General features: G+C 68.6%; 16 protein-coding genes and 1 riboswitch. Of the genes, 8 read left to right on the forward strand and 8 right to left on the reverse strand.

Annotated features, from left to right (window positions below):
* Positions 1–63: 63 nt before the first annotated feature.
* From ACGFI6_RS06985 to ACGFI6_RS06995, 3 genes are all read right to left on the reverse strand, one after another.
* The gene (locus ACGFI6_RS06985) at positions 64–1,116 is read right to left on the reverse strand and encodes a serine hydrolase domain-containing protein (RefSeq protein WP_393115793.1); all 1,053 of its coding nucleotides are present in this window, start codon (positions 1,114–1,116) and stop codon (positions 64–66) included.
* 215 nt (positions 1,117–1,331) lie between these two features.
* Positions 1,332–1,955, reverse strand: coding sequence for a tyrosine-protein phosphatase (locus tag ACGFI6_RS06990; protein ID WP_393115794.1), 624 nt, complete (start codon positions 1,953–1,955; stop codon positions 1,332–1,334).
* A gap of 40 nt (positions 1,956–1,995) precedes the next feature.
* Complete coding sequence (locus ACGFI6_RS06995) at positions 1,996–3,420, reverse strand: DHA2 family efflux MFS transporter permease subunit (RefSeq protein ID WP_393115795.1); 1,425 nt, start codon at positions 3,418–3,420, stop codon at positions 1,996–1,998.
* Between the two features lie 93 nt (positions 3,421–3,513).
* On the opposite strand from ACGFI6_RS06995, the gene ACGFI6_RS07000 reads away from it, so the two are divergent.
* Entirely contained in the window at positions 3,514–4,179 is a 666-nt protein-coding gene (locus ACGFI6_RS07000; protein WP_393115796.1) for a TetR/AcrR family transcriptional regulator, read from the forward strand.
* A gap of 68 nt (positions 4,180–4,247) precedes the next feature.
* Positions 4,248–4,433 carry a YegP family protein gene (locus tag ACGFI6_RS07005; protein ID WP_393115798.1) on the forward strand — a complete coding sequence of 62 codons (186 nt, stop codon included), beginning with the start codon at positions 4,248–4,250 and terminating at the stop codon, positions 4,431–4,433.
* 64 nt (positions 4,434–4,497) lie between these two features.
* On the opposite strand, the gene ACGFI6_RS07010 is transcribed toward ACGFI6_RS07005, so the two are convergent.
* Complete coding sequence (locus ACGFI6_RS07010) at positions 4,498–4,860, reverse strand: YciI family protein (RefSeq protein ID WP_393115799.1); 363 nt, start codon at positions 4,858–4,860, stop codon at positions 4,498–4,500.
* Positions 4,861–4,956: 96 nt separating this feature from the next.
* Between ACGFI6_RS07010 and ACGFI6_RS07015 the strand changes: the two genes are divergently transcribed.
* Together ACGFI6_RS07015 and ACGFI6_RS07020 are read left to right on the forward strand one after the other, a co-directional pair.
* Entirely contained in the window at positions 4,957–5,919 is a 963-nt protein-coding gene (locus ACGFI6_RS07015) for a pyridoxal-phosphate dependent enzyme (protein ID WP_393115800.1), read from the forward strand.
* Positions 5,920–6,190: 271 nt separating this feature from the next.
* A riboswitch (cyclic di-AMP (ydaO/yuaA leader) is annotated at positions 6,191–6,382 on the forward strand.
* Positions 6,382–7,245 (forward strand): NlpC/P60 family protein, encoded by an 864-nt coding sequence (locus ACGFI6_RS07020; RefSeq protein WP_393115801.1) that lies wholly within the window; start codon positions 6,382–6,384, stop codon positions 7,243–7,245. (Overlaps the previous riboswitch by 1 nt.)
* A gap of 148 nt (positions 7,246–7,393) precedes the next feature.
* On the opposite strand, the gene ACGFI6_RS07025 is transcribed toward ACGFI6_RS07020, so the two are convergent.
* Positions 7,394–8,050, reverse strand: a complete 657-nt coding sequence (locus ACGFI6_RS07025) for a response regulator (protein ID WP_393115802.1) — start codon at positions 8,048–8,050, stop codon at positions 7,394–7,396.
* Positions 8,047–9,234, reverse strand: coding sequence for a sensor histidine kinase (locus ACGFI6_RS07030; RefSeq protein WP_393115803.1), 1,188 nt, complete (start codon positions 9,232–9,234; stop codon positions 8,047–8,049). Before ACGFI6_RS07030 ends, ACGFI6_RS07025 begins: the two co-directional genes overlap by 4 nt.
* A 142-nt stretch (positions 9,235–9,376) precedes the next feature.
* On the opposite strand from ACGFI6_RS07030, the gene ACGFI6_RS07035 reads away from it, so the two are divergent.
* From ACGFI6_RS07035 to ACGFI6_RS07045, 3 genes are all read left to right on the forward strand, one after another.
* On the forward strand, positions 9,377–10,261 hold the full coding sequence (locus tag ACGFI6_RS07035; protein ID WP_393115806.1) for an ABC transporter ATP-binding protein: 885 nt from the start codon (positions 9,377–9,379) through the stop codon (positions 10,259–10,261).
* Positions 10,262–10,408: 147 nt separating this feature from the next.
* Positions 10,409–11,215 carry an ABC transporter permease gene (locus ACGFI6_RS07040; protein ID WP_393115807.1) on the forward strand — a complete coding sequence of 269 codons (807 nt, stop codon included), beginning with the start codon at positions 10,409–10,411 and terminating at the stop codon, positions 11,213–11,215.
* Positions 11,216–11,419: 204 nt separating this feature from the next.
* Positions 11,420–11,605 carry a DUF3073 domain-containing protein gene (locus ACGFI6_RS07045; protein WP_131293116.1) on the forward strand — a complete coding sequence of 62 codons (186 nt, stop codon included), beginning with the start codon at positions 11,420–11,422 and terminating at the stop codon, positions 11,603–11,605.
* A 197-nt stretch (positions 11,606–11,802) separates the two neighbouring features.
* On the opposite strand, the gene purM is transcribed toward ACGFI6_RS07045, so the two are convergent.
* Positions 11,803–12,876 (reverse strand): phosphoribosylformylglycinamidine cyclo-ligase, encoded by a 1,074-nt coding sequence (gene purM, locus ACGFI6_RS07050; RefSeq protein WP_393115810.1) that lies wholly within the window; start codon positions 12,874–12,876, stop codon positions 11,803–11,805.
* Positions 12,877–13,031: 155 nt separating this feature from the next.
* Entirely contained in the window at positions 13,032–14,594 is a 1,563-nt protein-coding gene (purF, locus tag ACGFI6_RS07055) for an amidophosphoribosyltransferase (RefSeq protein ID WP_393115812.1), read from the reverse strand.
* Between the two features lie 226 nt (positions 14,595–14,820).
* Between purF and ACGFI6_RS07060 the strand changes: the two genes are divergently transcribed.
* Complete coding sequence (locus tag ACGFI6_RS07060; RefSeq protein WP_393115813.1) at positions 14,821–15,840, forward strand: LuxR C-terminal-related transcriptional regulator; 1,020 nt, start codon at positions 14,821–14,823, stop codon at positions 15,838–15,840.
* Positions 15,841–15,844: the final 4 nt, after the last annotated feature.

Consider the following 15,844-nt stretch of genomic DNA (forward strand, 5'->3'; position numbering starts at 1 on the left):
TTCGCCCGATCACCAAACCGCCGCGTCGACAATGTCACAATAAGTCACGCCCGGTGTCTGGTTTCAGCCACAGATCGCCCGGTCGACGAGCGCGTCGACGGAGTCGTCCGGGTTCGCGGGGAGGTTCGGGGTCACCGCCACCGCGACCTGCTTGCGGGTGTCCTCGGTGGAGAACGCGTAGGCCTGGTACGCGAGCGCGTCACCGTCGTTGCCGTACACCCGCACCTTGCAGGCGGTGTCGTGCCACGACAGCCCCAGCCCGTACGTGCCGTCCTCGGTACCCGCCTCCTTCATCTCCGCGAGCAGCTGCGCCGGGAGCAGCCGCCCACCGAGCAGCGCGCCGAAGAACGTGTTCAGGTCGTGCGTCGTCGAGATCAGCTCGCCGGACGCCCCGAACAGCGACGGGTTCATCTCGGTGAAGTCGAGCATCTCGTCGTCCTTCGGTACGTACCCGTGCATGTGCGGTCCAGGGATCCGCGTCGACGTACCGGGCATCGACGTACCGTGCAGCCGGAGCGGGCGGATCAGGCGACGCTCGATCTCCTCGCCGTACGTCCGGCCGGTGACCTTCTCGATGATCTCGCCGAGCACCAGGTAGTTCGTGTTCGAGTAGTCGAACTGCGAACCGGGCTCCTTGAACACCGGCGGGTTGGCGACCGCGCGGGCGATCTGCTCGGCCGCCGTCCAGGTCCGGTACTGGTAGGTGTAGAACTCCGCGCCCGGCGGCATCACCAGCGTCTTCTTGAAGTCGTACAAACCGCTGGTGTGGTTGAGCAGTTGCCGCACGGTGATGTTCTCGCCGTTCGGTACGACACCGGGCAGGTACCGCTCCACCGGATCGTCGAGCCGCATCCGCCCCTCGGCAACGAGTTGCAGTACGACGGTGGCGACGAACGTCTTCGAAATACTGCCGGCCCGGAAGCGTCCCGCCACCGGAGCCTTTCGCGTCTTGCCCAGCTCCGCGACCCCGCTACTGCCCCGCCAGACCTTGCCGTTGTCCCGTACCTCGGCAACCGCCCCGATCGCCACGACGCCGTCGAGCCCCTTCTGCAGCTCGCCTGCCGGAACCGCCGGTCCCACCGCCAGCGCCGCGGCAGTCACCCATGCCATCAACATCCCGATCTCCTCTGTCGTCCATCCGTTGCCTCAAGCATCAGGGCACCGAACGGCCCACCACATCAGGAATGCCCCTGGCTCACCTCAGGGAGTGCCGAACTCGATCGGCACCCGGGGAGCCGGATCGCAGGGCCCGGCAGGCATGTCGCACCCCGAAACAGCCATCAGGGTTCGCGTCCGGCGGGCGCAGAGATTTTCTCGAACACTTCGAGGATTCACGAAACAAGGAGCAACCGGCGACGTATTGCTTCGATTTGTTCGGCAGTCATTCCGGACCCGAGCAGGTATTCCTCGGTGCTGCCGTACTGCTGGCGGATGTGGGTCAGCAGGCGGCGGATGTGGTCCCCTGGGGAGCCGGAGGCTTCGTAGTCGGCGGTGATCAGGTCGAGCGGTACGCCGATCAGATCCAGGGCCAGGGCAACGACGATGCCGGTGCGGTCCATACCCGCGTGACAGTTGACCACCACGCAGCCAGGCGGCGCGTCGGCGATCGCTGCGACCGCGGGCGCGACCCGATCGGCGAAGTCGTCGATCAGGATGCGGTACTGCTCGTACAGGTCGAACCCGGAAACGTCCTCGTCCGCCGGATCCCACAGCGGGAGGTTCCGCCAGCGGGGGTCCGCACCGTACGGGGAGGGGTACTTCTCGCACTCCCAGACGCTCCGCAGGTCGACGAACCTGGTGATGCCGTACTCCTCGATGGCGGCGAGGCCGGCGGGGGTGAGCTGGTCGAGGTTGTCGCTTCGAACCAGCCTCCCCACCTGCACCTCGCCGGCTGCTCCAGGCAGTCCACCGAGATCCCTGACATTGCTGCAGTCCGGCCAGTTCAGTTTGCGCACGGCAACCACTCTAGGACGAGGAGAGGTTGCCGTCGGCAAGTTATGCGGCGGCGGTCGCCTCGGTGAGCTGCTCCGAGGTCGGCTGCAGCTGCGGAGTGGCGAGAGTCAGCAGGACGTTGGCGACGGCGAACACCGCGGCCGCGAACAGACCTCGCTCGTACCCGGCCTGGAGTGCCTGGAGCTGAGTCGCACCATGCGTGAGCTCGTTCGTGGTGTGCGTGATGGACAGCGTGGTGACGATGGCCAGCCCGAGCGCACCGCCGACCTGGTACATCGCGTTCACCACACCCGACGCTGCGCCGGCCTCGACCGGACGGACCTCGGAGACCGCGTTGATCTGCCCTGGTACGCCGACGCCGATGATGCCGAAGCCGAAGACGATCAGCCCGGGCAGCAGCTGGCTGACATAGCTGCCGGTTGCGTCGGCCTGCGAGAGCAGCAGCAGACCCGCAACACTCAGTACGGCGCCGATCAACTGCACCGTACGAGTACCGAGCCGCTGCACCAGCTGCGACGCGAGCACCGCGCCGACGATCGCCGCGCCGCCCATCGGCAGGAAGTGAATGCCGGCGTCGAGCGCACTGTCGCCGCGCACCTGCTGCAGGTAGATGGCCGTCAGGAAGAACATCGACAAGAACCCGGCACCATTCAGCGCCAGCGTCGCACCCGACACACTCAGCGCCCGCGACCGGAACAACCGCAGCGGAACCAGCGGCGCCGCCGAACGGGTCTCCACGAAGACGAACGCGGCCAGCAGCACGACCCCCGCGGTCAGTACGCCGACAACCTCGAACGAACCCCATCCGGAAGGCTCCGAGCGCACCACGCCGTAGACAACCGCCATCAGCCCCGCTGTACCCAGAACAGCCCCAAGAGTGTCGAACGTCCGGCGACCGGCACTGTGCCGAAGATCGGGTACGAAGACCGGGATCAGCGCGATCAGTGCAATCACGATCGGAACGTTCACGAAGAACACCCACTGCCAGCTGAGCGAGTCGACGAGCACACCGCCCGCGACCACACCAAGCGTGCCGCCGAGGCCGGCCAGACCGCCCCAGACGCCCATCGCGATATTGCGCTCGCGACCGTGGGCGAAGGTCATGGTCAGGATTGCCAGCGCCGCCGGCGACAGCAGCGCGCCGCCGAGACCCTGAACGGCCCGCGCCGCGATCAGGAACTCAGGTGAGTTGGCCAGCCCCGCGATCAGCGAGGTGGCGCCGAAGAGCACCAGGCCCGCGGTGAACACCCGGCGCGGGCCGAGCAGGTCGGCCATCCGGCCGCCGAGCAGCAGGAAGCCGCCGAAGAGCAGGGTGTACGCGTTGATCACCCACTGCAGGGAGTCGGCGGAGAAGTTCAGGTCCGCCTGGATGTGGGGCAGCGCGACGTTCACGATCGTCACGTCGAGCACCACGATGAACTGCGCGAGAGCCAGTACCGCCAGGGTGGCCCAAGGACTGCGTCGCATCGCCGTACCTCATTCGGAAGTTTTGTCTACGGTGTATGTATACGCTGTAAGCTTACGGAGTAGACAGTAGGTCTACGGTGTAGACTTGTCAACGTGATCACCAAAGAGACCGCCCGCCGGCTCGATCCGGAGCGGGTCGTGGAGACCGCGCTGGCCATCGCCGACGACGAGGGACCGGCCGCCGTCTCGTTCCGGAAGCTGGCCGCGCACCACGACGTCACGCCGATGGCGCTGTACCGGCACTTCAAAGACAAGGACGACCTGCTGGCGGCGCTCGGCGACCGCGTGCTGGCCAACATCGTTCTGCCGGAGCCGACCGACGAGCCGTGGGACATGCAGCTGCACGCGCTGCTGACCGCCTTCGTCGATGCGCTCCGCGCCCATCCGCGGCTGGCGGACCTCACCCTGGCGCGGATTCTGGTCACCGAGCCGGGCCTCGCGCTGGCCGAGCGTGCGCTGGAACTGCTGATCGAGGGCGGATTCCCGGTCGACGACGCCGCCGAGATCGGCCGGCAGTCGATCTGCTCGCTGATCGCGCTCGTCACCACCGACCCGGTCGCCCGCGAGGTGAGCGACCCGGAGGCCCGCGAGGCCTCACTGCGCCGCAAGCGCGCAGGGCTCGCCGCTCTCTCCCCGGAGCAGTACCCGCTGATCACCTCGGCCGCCGGCGCACTGATCTGCCCGGCGTCGCAGGACCGGTACTACCTGATCGGCGTGGAGCTCGCCGTTGCCGGAATTCGCGGCCTGCTCGTGTCCTGAGTGCCTGAACGGCAGGAGAGGACTACGCTCCGGAACGGAGCGATACCACTGCATATGGAGGTACACCGATGGCGGGGAAGTTCGAGCTGTACAAGGACAAGTCCGGGGAGTTCCGGTTCCGCTTGAAGGCCGGGAACGGCGAGGTCATCGCGACCAGCAGCGAAAGCTACAAGACCAAGTCCTCCGCGATGAACGGGATCGACTCGATCAAGCGGAACGCGGCCGAGGCCAACGTCGACGACCAGACCGACTGAGAACCCAAGAAAACAAGGGGGTTTCGCCGGCGTACCGGAGAAACCCCCTTGGCCTGCCGGGAGCTCAGAGACCGTCCGCGAACTCGACCCCGCGGATCTCCACGCCGAGCCCCTCGATGCTCGCGTCCGGGATCATCGCGGCCAGCTCGCAGGCCCGCTCCCGGGACGCCACGTCGATCAGGTAGTAGCCGCCGAGGAACTCCTTGGACTCCACGAACGGTCCGTCGGTGACCGCCGGTACGCCGTTGCGGACCCGGACCACCGCAGAGTCGGCCGGCTGCTGCAGCGCGACCGTACTGTGGAACTCGCCGGACGCCTTGATGGTGTCCATGAACTTCTGGTGACCGGTACCGATCGCCTGCTGCTCCGCCTCGGGCAGCGCGGCGATCACGTCGGGGTTCACATTCAGGACCAGTAGGTACTTCACGATGTCTCCTTCAGACCCGGCCCCCGCGGATCGGGCGCCTTCATCCATCAGTACGGAGCAGTCCGGTGCGTCTTGACATGCTCTAACTTTCTTCCCATGAATGGGCTGAGTTTCACAGATGTCCAGGCCGCTGCAGGCCGGCTCGCCGGGGTCGCACACCGGACGCCGGTCCTCACCTCGCGGACGCTCGACGAGCGCGTCGGCGCGCAGGTGTTCCTGAAGGCGGAGAACTTCCAGCGGATCGGTGCGTTCAAGTTCCGCGGCGCCTACAACGCGGTCAGCCGGCTCGGCCCGGAGCAGCTCGCGGCGGGCGTCGCGGCGTACTCGTCCGGGAACCATGCGCAGGCGGTCGCGCTGGCGGCACGGCTCGCCGGTACGCCCGCGGTCATCCTGATGCCCGAGGACGCGCCGCCGACGAAGCTCGCCGCGACCCGTGGGTACGGCGCCGAGGTGGTGACGTACGACCGGTACACCCAGGACCGGACCGCGCTGGGCGAGGCCCTCGCCGCGGAACGTGGGTGCACGCTGATCCCGCCGTACGACCATTACGACGTGATGGCCGGGCAGGGGACGGTGGCACTCGAGCTGATCGAGGAGGTCGGGCACCTCGGTGCGCTGCTCGTTCCGGTCGGCGGCGGCGGACTGATGGCCGGCTGCGCGACCGCCGCAACGCTGATGTCGCCGGGGATCCGGATGATCGGGGTCGAGCCGGCCGCGGGCGACGACCACGCCAGATCGCTGGCGGCCGGCGAGCGGGTCCAGATCGGCATCCCGCGGACGATCGCGGACGGTCAGGCGATCGCGACGCCGGGCGAACTGACGTTCGCGGTGAATCGGCGGCTGGTGGAGTCGTTCGAGCTGGTCAGCGACGAGGAGATCGTGGCTGCGATGGCATTCGCGTTCGAGCGGCTGAAGATCGTCCTGGAGCCGAGCGGGGCGTCCGCGTTGGCGGCCTTGCTGGCCGGGCGGATCCACGGCCTGCCGGAGCGCGTCGGAGTGGTGCTGTCAGGCGGGAACGTCGGCCTGGAGCGGTTCCGCGAGCTGCTCGGAAGTAGCTGAATTCGCAAGGACTTTAGGGTGCCCTGACCACCCTCTGTGCCGGTTGTCACAGAAAGCCACCGTCGAATGTGACCGAGGCCACATCGAAGCCGCCAGTCGACCCCTGCGCCCCGCTCAGACGCGCTCAGGACACCTGGTGTTCACCCGGGCTCGCTGATCCGTCAGCGAGCCTTTCAGGCCCATTCAGCAACGAGTCTGCCGATCTAAGGGTTTGCGTCGTGATCATCCTGTTATACAGTCGTCGGCGGTTCGGTAAATAACACGAACCGCACGCGAGTCAACGCCGAGCTCTGCCAGGCCCGTGTGCTCCCCTCGAATACCAATGGCAGAGGTGGGGGACCCAGGAAGTTGGGTCTCGACCGTGAGTGGTCGAAACCCTGGGGTGAAGTCCGCGGGAGCGGACCGGGCCATGAATCCCAGCCCGAACCCGACAGCTAACTTCACAGGCGTCGGGAGACCACCATGCCCGTCACTGCCCGACGGACGTCGCTTTCGCGCGCCGTCAGCCAGCCCGCTGAATCCAGTACCGACCGGCCGATCGGCCGGACCCTGGCGAAGCACCGCAAGTCCAACCGTCCGGGTGCTCCCCGGGCCGCAGCCGCCGTTCTCACGGTCGGTCTCGCTGTTGGCGGTGGAGCCGCGCTCTCCGTGACGACCACGCCGACCGCTCAGGCGGCGACCAGCTCCACCACGGCCGCGACCAGCGTCCCGCGTGGGTACTGGAGCATTCCGAGCCGGCCGCTGCTTCGGTTCCGCGACCGCGGCCCGACCGTGAAGTACGTCCAGAAGGCCCTGCACCTCGGTCCGGACGGCTACTTCGGCAACAGCACCGTCCGGATCCTGAAGAAGTTCCAGACTTCCTGGGGTCTCAAGGCCACCGGCTACACCGACAAGAAGACCTGGGGCCGGCTGACCTGGGCCGCGAAGCACAAGGTGCTCTACGGTCCGTACGGCAAGTCCAGCGGCTCGGTCGGTACGTTCCGCACCAAGGTGCTGCGCGAGGCGGCCAAGCTCAAGGGCACGCCGTACCGCTACGGCGGCACGACGAGCCGCGGCTTCGACTGCTCCGGCTACACCGGCTTCGTGTACAAGAAGGCCGGCCACAAGCTGCCCCGTACGTCGCGCCAGCAGTACAGCGCCACCAAGCACATCAGCCGCAGCTCGGCCAAGCCCGGCGACCTGGTGTTCTTCCGCAACGGTGGCGGCGGCGTGTACCACGTCGGCATCTACGCCGGCGGGAACATGCTGTGGCACGCCTCGAAGCCGGGTCGCCCGGTTGCCAAGGCGAAGATCTGGACCAGCAGCGTGGCCTTCGGCCGCATCTGAGTCCTGACCGGTCGGCGCCCTTCCCCCCATTGGGCGCCGGCCGGTCGTCAGCGTCCTCTCCCCCAGGCACGCTGACTCCCGGAACCGGCCCGGGCCGTCGACCCCCCCACCCCTCCGACGGCACGGGCCGGTTTCCTTTGCCCGCTCCTCAGTCGTCGAGCAGACCGGCCTCGTAGGCGAGGATCGCGACCTGGACACGGTTCGTCGCGTCCAGCTTCACCAGGGCCCGGGAGACGTGGGCCTTCACGGTCGCCTCGCTCATGAAGAGCCTCCGGCCGATGTCGGCGTTCTGCAGACCGCGGCCGACCGCGACGAGCACCTCCCGCTCCCGGTCGGTGAGCTTGCTGATCCGCGCCTGCGCCGTCCGTCGCCGGTCGGCGCGCGGGTCGCCGGCGAAGTGCCCGATCAGCCGCCGGGTGACCGCCGGCGACAGCATCGCGTCCCCGGCCGCGACCACCTTGATCGCCTGTACGAGCTCGCGCGGCGGCGTGTCCTTCAGCAGGAACCCGCTCGCCCCGGCCTGCAACGCCCGGAACACGTAGTCGTCCAGGTCGAAGGTCGTCAGGACGACGATCTTCGGCGGATCCGGCAGCGCCTGCACCTCTCGGGTCGCGGCCAGGCCGTCCAGCCGCGGCATCCGGATGTCCATCAGTACGACGTCCGGGCGGTGTTCCTTCACCATCGCCGCGGCGTCCGCGCCGTCGCCCGCCTCGGCGACCACCTCGAGGTCGTCGTCGGACTCGAGGATCATCTTCAGTCCCGCCCGGACCAGCGCCTCGTCGTCCACGATCAGCAGCCGTGTCATCGTTCTCCTTCCACGAGCACAGGCTCGCTGTCCTGCCGATGGTCGTCCCACGGCAGCCACGCCTCGACCCGCCACCCGCCGTCCGCGGTCGGCCCGGTCGTCAACCGGCCGGCGGCCAGCTGCACCCGTTCGCGCAGACCGACCAGCCCGGCACCGGCACCTGGCAGCAGTGAACCAGCAGCCACCGGCCGGACGTTCGTCACCCTGACCGTCACTCCCTCGCCACGGGCGCCCTGGACCCGTACGTCGGTCGCGGCGCCGCGAGCGTGCTTGTGCACGTTGGTCAGCGACTCCTGCACAACCCGGTAGACGGTCCGTCCGACCGCGGGCGGTACGTCGTCCGGCAGCGTACCGACGTACCCGACGGTCACGCCGGCGTCCCGGGAGGCGCTGATGAGCCGCTCGAGGTCCGCCGCCTTCGGGACCGGCGACAGGTCGGCGCCGTCGACGCTGACGTCGGTCCGCAGTACGCCGAGAACCTCGCGGAGGTCCTCCATCGCCTGCCGCGCCGTCTCGCGGATCAGCCGTGCGGAGCCCTCCACCCGGTCCGGGCCGACGGTCGGGTTCACCTCGAGGCCGCCGGCGTGCAGCGCGATCAGCGAGACCTTGTGGGCGAGAACGTCGTGCATCTCCTGGGCGATCCGGGAGCGCTCGCCGAGGCGGGCCTGCTCGCTGCGCAGTTCACGCTCGGCCTCGGCCCGTTCGGCGCGGTCCCGCAGCGACGCCATCAGGTCGCGGCGCGCACCGACGTACGCACCGATCGCGATCCACGTCCCGACCAGGAACGGACCGGTGAACAGGGAGACCCAGAGCTGGCCGTCGCCGCCCCAGCTGTTCAGGACGTAGGCGACGTACGCGGCCAGGCCGAGGATCGCCAGCGCGAGGTCGCGGCGGCGGATCGCCAGCGTCAGCAGGGCCAGGCCCATCGGGACGAAGATCGACGCGACCAGCATCGCGAGCACCGTGATCGCGGTGACCGTGACCGGGAAGCGCCGGCGCCAGAACAGGGCGCCCGAGGCAACCACTCCGGCCGCCAGCACGAACCAGTCGTGCGGGCTCCAGCCTCCGGGACCGGACGCCGCCTGCAGGACGATCGTCAGCAAGCTGAAGCAGACGTACAGGATGTCGCGGAGGCGCGGGGCATGCCTGACCCACCAGGCGTACCACCGGCGCAACCGTCGCATTCCGTCACTGTAGTTCGGCGCCTGGCGTGATCTCCTCCCTCTTGCGGCTAGGTTCCAGACCCCGATCGACAACTTTCGTAGGGGGTCGGTGCAGCCGGTCGTCCGATGTGCGGCAGGGGTCACGCACGGTTGACTCGTTGCCATGATCACCGTCGAGAACCTGACCAAGCGCTACGGCAGCACCACGGCTGTCCAGGACGTCTCGTTCACCGTCCAGCCGGGCAGCATCACCGGCTTCCTCGGGCCGAACGGGGCCGGCAAGTCCACCACGCTGCGGATGCTCACCGGGCTGACGCCGCCGACCTCCGGCACCGCCACCATCACCGGCAAGCGGTACGCCGACCTGCCGAACCCGGGTCGCGTGGTCGGGGTCATGCTCGACGCCGCCGCGCAGCACCCGGGCCGTACGGGCCGCGAGACGCTGCTGCTGAACGCCAGCCTGCTCGGGGTGCCGAAGGCGCGCGCCGACGAGATGCTCGAAGCGGTCGGCCTGGACCACGCCGCGAAGCGCCGCGTCGGACAGTACTCGCTCGGTATGCGGCAGCGGCTCGGCATCGCGAGCGCACTGCTCGGCGATCCTGCCGTACTGATCCTTGACGAGCCCGCGAACGGCATGGACCCGGAGGGCATCCGCTGGATGCGCGGGCTGCTGCACGACTTCGCGGCCCGCGGCGGCACCGTGATCCTGTCCAGCCACCTGCTCGGTGAGGTCCAGGCGACCGTCGACCGGCTGGTCGTGATCGGCGGCGGCCGGATCGTCGCCAACGGCTCACTGGAGGAGCTGCTGGCCGGTTCCGGCACGCTCGTCCGCGGGCTCGACCCGGCCGGCCTGAGCCAGGCGCTGACCGCCGCCGGCCTGCCGGTCGAGCCGGCCCAGGACGGCGCACTGCGCGTCGATGCCACCGCCGAGCAGGTCGGGCGCGCCGCCGCCGCTGCCGGTCAGATCCTTCTCGAGCTTCGCCAGAGCGACGGCGCCGGCCTGGAGGACCTGTTCTTCCAGCTGACCGAACTGCCCGTTGCCGCCTGACCCACCGACTTTCTTCCGGGAGACTTCTATGACAGTACTGATGCCACGACTCCGTCGCGGCGGGCCATCGGGCTTTTCCTCCTGGCCTCCCCTCGTCGCTCCAGTCGCTTCGCTCCCTACGCTCCTCAGTCCAGGCCAGGAGGCCCGATGACCACCGTGACCGACGTCGCGCCCGCGACGACCGCCAAGCACCGCAGCGAGGTGGCGACGAGCCTGCCGCCCGCACGCGGCCAGTCGTTCCTGAAGCTCGTCGCGATCGAGCTCCGCAAGTCCGTCAACACCCGCAGCGGCCGGGTCCTGATCGCCGCCATCCTGCTGATCGCACTCGCCGCGCTGGCGTGGCAGCTCACCCACCTGCCGAAGGGCCCGGCCGGGTTCGACGGCTTCATCGGCGCCGCGTCGACCGGCGTACTGCTGCTACTTCCTGTCATCGGCGTGATGGCGATGACGTCGGAGTGGACGCAGCGGACGGCGCTGACCACGTTCACGCTGTCGCCGCGGCGGATCCGCGTGCAGCTGGCCAAGTTCGTCTCCGCGGTGGTCCTGACCGCGGTCGTGATGACCGTTGTCGTCGCGCTGGCGCTGGCGAGCACGGCGCTGGCCGGTGCGCTCACCGACCACACAGCGTCGTACGCGGGACTCGGCGGGCAGCTCGCCGGCGCGTACCTGGCCGTCGCGCTGAACGTCGTGATGGGTGCCGCGTTCGGTGCGGTGATCCCGCAGACGGCGGTCGCGATTCTCGCGTACTTCATCGCGCCGACCGCCTGGTCGCTGGCCGGGCCGGCGCTGTTCAAGGACAACGCGAACTGGCTGGACGTGTTCGGGGCGCTCGGCCGGATCGCGGAGCGTGACCTGCACGGGATGGTGCCGGAGACGCTGGTCGCGGTCGGCGTCTGGATCGTTCTCCCGACCGTCGTCGGACTGTGGGCAAGCTCACGTCGCGAGGTCAAGTAACGGGGTCGGACGCGGCGGGGTGGGCCGGTTTGAGGGGATCGGCCCACCCCGCCGATGCTGTGATCGGACCTCTCCGGGGGTTCGGCAGGGGGCGGTGCGTGTGTCGATCCGCCGCTCCGGGTATCCTTGAACCACGATTACTGACGACTGATCCGTGGGCGCCACGCAGCGTACCCGGTTGACTTGTGCGAGGGGGTCGACGCTATGGGGCGCGGCCGTGCAAAGGCCAAGCAGACGAAGGTCGCACGCGACCTGAAGTACCGCACCTGGGACACCGACTTGGACCAGCTCAAGCGTGAGCTGTCCGGTGACCAGGGTGGCGACCGTTCTGCAAACGGTGACAACGACGGCGACGGAGACGACGCCGACGACTACCACCCCCGTCGGTAAGACATCAGCCCGGCTGAGCTGCTCAGGCGCCCCCTAGCGGGTGGCTGAGCAGTTCACCGTGCGCCCGACGTGTTCCATCACACCAGCACCACCTGTGGCGGATCATCAGACCGGGGAGCCCGAGGCGTCGGACTGCCCGATCGAGACCCGCCCACAGGTGGCCGCGGTGCACTTCTTGGCGTAGGTGGACTGCCGCGCTATTTGGCGTAGGTGCCTTCGAGGGTGACGGTGCCGCCGGCGGTTGCGGTGACTTCGCCGCAGACCCAGGCGGGGATGTCACGGGCAGCCAGTGCCCGGATCGCGGCGTCCGCGGACGCCGGGTCCAATACGGCCACCATCCCGGCGCCCATGTTCAGCGTCTTCTCGAGCTCGGGCAGCGCCACGTCGCCGAGCAGTCCGACGAGCCCGAAGATCGGCGCCGGCGTCCACGTCGACCGGTCGATCCGTACGGACAGGTCGTCGGGGATCACTCGCGCCAGGTTCGATGCGAAGCCACCGCCGGTGATGTGCGACATCGCGTGCAGCGGCTTGTCGTCGTCGCCGTTGAGCTCCTGGATCAGCTCGAGGCAGTGCTTCGCGTACACCCGGGTCGGCGTCAGCAGGACCTCGCCGAGCGTCGTACCGAGCTCCGGCACCACCCGGTCCAGCGTCCACTTGGCCCGGTCGAAGAACACATGCCGCACCAGGCTGTAGCCGTTCGAGTGCAGACCCGACGAGGCCATCGCCACGACGACGTCACCCGCTGTGACGCGCTCCGCGCCAAGCACCTCGTCGGCCTCGACCACACCGGTCGCCGCGCCCGCGACGTCGTACTCGTCCGGCTCCAGCAAGCCCGGGTGCTCCGCGGTCTCGCCGCCGACCAGCGCCGTACCGGCCTCGACACACGCCTCCGCGATGCCCTTCACGATCTGCGCGATCGTCTCCGGGACCACCTTGCCGGTGCAGATGTAGTCGGTCATGAACAGCGGCTCGGCGCCGCAGACGACCAGGTCGTCGACGACCATCCCGACCAGGTCGAACCCGATCGTGTCGTGCTTGCCGAGCTGCTGCGCGATCGCGACCTTGGTCCCGATCCCGTCGGTCGAGGTCGCCAGCAGCGGACGCCGGTACGACGTCAGCGCGGTCGCGTCGAACAGCCCGGCGAAACCGCCGAGACCACCGACCACCTCGGGGCGGGTCGCCTTCGCCACCCACTCCTTCATCAGCTCGACGGCCCGGTCACCGGCCTCGATGTCGACCCCGGCGGCGGCGTAGCTCGCCCCTTCGCTCACTGTTCTGTCTCCCTGTCACGGCCTGTCACGACATCCTCCTGGCGGCATCCAGTCTGACGGACGGATCCCCACGGCGCGGCGCCCGGTCCGATTCCTCCGGCTTGCAGCTCGCCCGGTCCCGGTTCGGTTCCTTCGGCTCCAGCGCTTCCGGGCGGCTACGGGCGGCTGAGCGCGTCCGCCGCGCCGGCACCGCCGGAGATCGTCGCCAAACCGTCCGCGTCGGTCCGCGCCGGCTCCTCGAGCAGGTGCTTGCCGAGCTGCTCGGGCTCGGGCAGCGCGACCGGGTACACCCCGTCGAAGCAGGCCCGGCAGAGCCGGTCCATCGGGACGGTGGTCGCCTCGACCAGGCCGTCCAGGCTGATGTACCCGAGCGAGTCGGCGCCGAGCGAGCGGCAGATCTCCTCGGTGTTCAGCCCGTTCGCGATCAGCTCGGCCCGGCTGGCGAAGTCGATGCCGTAGAAGCACGGCCACTTCACCGGCGGCGCGGTGATCCGGACGTGGATCTCCTTCGCGCCGGCCTCGCGCAGCATCCGGATCACGGCGCGCTGGGTGTTGCCGCGGACGATCGTGTCGTCGACGACCACCAGGCGCTTGCCCTCGATCACCTCGCGGAGCGGGTTCAGCTTCAGGCGGATGCCGAGTTGGCGGATCGTCTGGCTCGGCTGGATGAACGTACGGCCCACGTAGGCGTTCTTCACCAGGCCGGACCCGTACGGGATGCCCGACGCCTCGGCGTACCCGATGGCGCCCGGCGTACCGGACTCGGGGGTGGCAATGACGAGGTCGGCCTCGGCCGGGTGCTCCTTGGCGAGCTTGCGGCCGATCTCGACCCGGGTCGAGTAGATCCGCTGGCCGGAGATCTGGGTGTCCGGGCGGGCCAGGTACACGAACTCGAACAGGCAGCCCTTCGGGTCCGGCTCGGCGAACTTCGTCGACCGCAGGCCGTCCGCGTCGATCGCGACGATCTCACCCGGCTCGACCTCACGAATGAAGCTCGCACCACAGATGTCGAGGGCGGCGGTCTCGCTCGCGATCACCCAGCCGCGCTCCAGCCGGCCGAGGACCAGCGGGCGGATGCCCTGCGGGTCGCGGGCGGCGTACAGCGTGTTCTCGTCCATGAAGATCAGGCTGTACGCGCCCTTGACCTTCGGAAGGATCTTGGCCGCGGCCTGCTCGATGGTGAGGTCCGGGTAGCCGGCCAGCATCGAGGTGAGGATGTCGGTGTCGGAGGACGCGCCGTGCTTGGCGTTCGCCTTCGCGTGATCGACGTCGGCGTCCAGCCCGAGATCCAGGTCGCCCTCACCGTTCAGGCTGGCGGCGAGCTCGCTGGTGTTGGTCAGGTTCCCGTTGTGACCGAGCGCGATCGAACCGGTCGCGGTGGACCGGAACGTCGGCTGCGCATTCGCCCAGACGCTGGACCCGGTCGTCGAATACCGGCAGTGACCGATCGCGATATGCCCGCGCAGCGACGCCAGCGTCGCCTCGTCGAACGCCTGACTGACCAGCCCCATGTCCTTGTAGACAAGAATCTGGTTCCCGTTACTGACCGCGATCCCGGCCGACTCCTGCCCCCGGTGCTGCAGGGCGTAGAGACCGAAATACGTCAGTTTGGCAACCTCTTCACCCGGCGCCCAGACCCCGAAGACGCCACAAGCGTCCTGCGGACCCAGATCCTGCGGGTCGAGTTCATCAGTAAGCCGACCATCGCCACGAGCCACCCCCGCAGTCTACGGGACGCCACACCGCCCAACGACCAACGTCTACCAGCAGGTCTGAATCAGCTGGCAGGCTGGATTCGCACCGACGGCCGACGCCGTCGACGGCGGGACGACAATCCCGAGTACCGCGATCGCGGCTACGGTCAGCAACTTCTTGATCACAATTCTTCCCTTCGAAACAATCCGGAACCGCCCATCGTGTGCACTTTGTCGACGCTGTCTGTATATGGTCGGTTCCGACAAGTTCTGGAGAAGAGGGATCGTGCTTGAACCGCTGGGGGTGGACGAAGCCACTTTCGCGGTCTATCACGCCCTTCTCAGCCGTCCCGACAGTACGCCCGAGCAGATAGCAGCGCTAGTAGAGCGTTCGACCGGCGAAGTCGAGGAGTTGATGGACAGGCTCCGAAGGCTGGAGCTCCTGGTCCCGACCTGGACGAATCCCGATGGCGAGCACGCAGTTCACCCTCGCGTCGGGCTGAGCGGTCTGGCTGAGCGCCGCCGCACCGAGCTGACCAAAGCCCTCGGCGAACTCAAAGAGGCCGAAGCATCCGCAGAGATCATCGCGGAGCAGTACAACGAGCTGCTGACGTCCCGGAGCAGCGGAGACGTTGAGGTACTCAAAGGCCGCGCGAACGCGGCGCGCCGGATCGAGGAGCTGGCGCTAAAAGCCAAGGACACCTTCTGGGGTCTGGTTCCTGCGCACTTCGACGACTCGCTGCCGAAGTCGGAGCGATCGCCTGACTTCGAGCTGTTGGGCCGCGGCCTCAAGATGCGAACTGTCTACCTCCAGAGCATGACAGCGTCGAAACTGGCAATCGAGTACGCCGCGACGATGCACCGTCTGGGAGGCGAAGTTCGGGTGACTCCGACACTCCCGATGCGGCTGCTGCTCTTCGACCAGGAGATCGCGGTCATGCCGATGGACCCGGACAACCCGACCGCCGGCGCAGTCATCCACCGCACGCCGGCAGTTGTCTCCGTCGCCCTCGCCCTCTTCGACTCCTACTGGTCCCGTGCCAGCGAGATGTTCGATCCCGAGGACCGCGACGACGAAACCCCCCTCACGCCCCACGAGTCCGAAGTACTGCGCCTCCTCGCCGGTGGCGCGAAGGACGAACAGGTCGCCCGCCTCCTAGGCATCTCCCTCCGCACCGCCCGCCGCATCACCGCCAACCTCTCCGAACGCCTGGACGCCGCCAGCCGCTTCGAACTCGGAGTAGCCGCAGCCAAACGCGGCTGGGTCTAACGCC

The sequence above is a fragment of the Kribbella sp. NPDC048928 genome (assembly GCF_043197975.1).
Taxonomy (GTDB): Bacteria; Actinomycetota; Actinomycetes; order Propionibacteriales; family Kribbellaceae; genus Kribbella.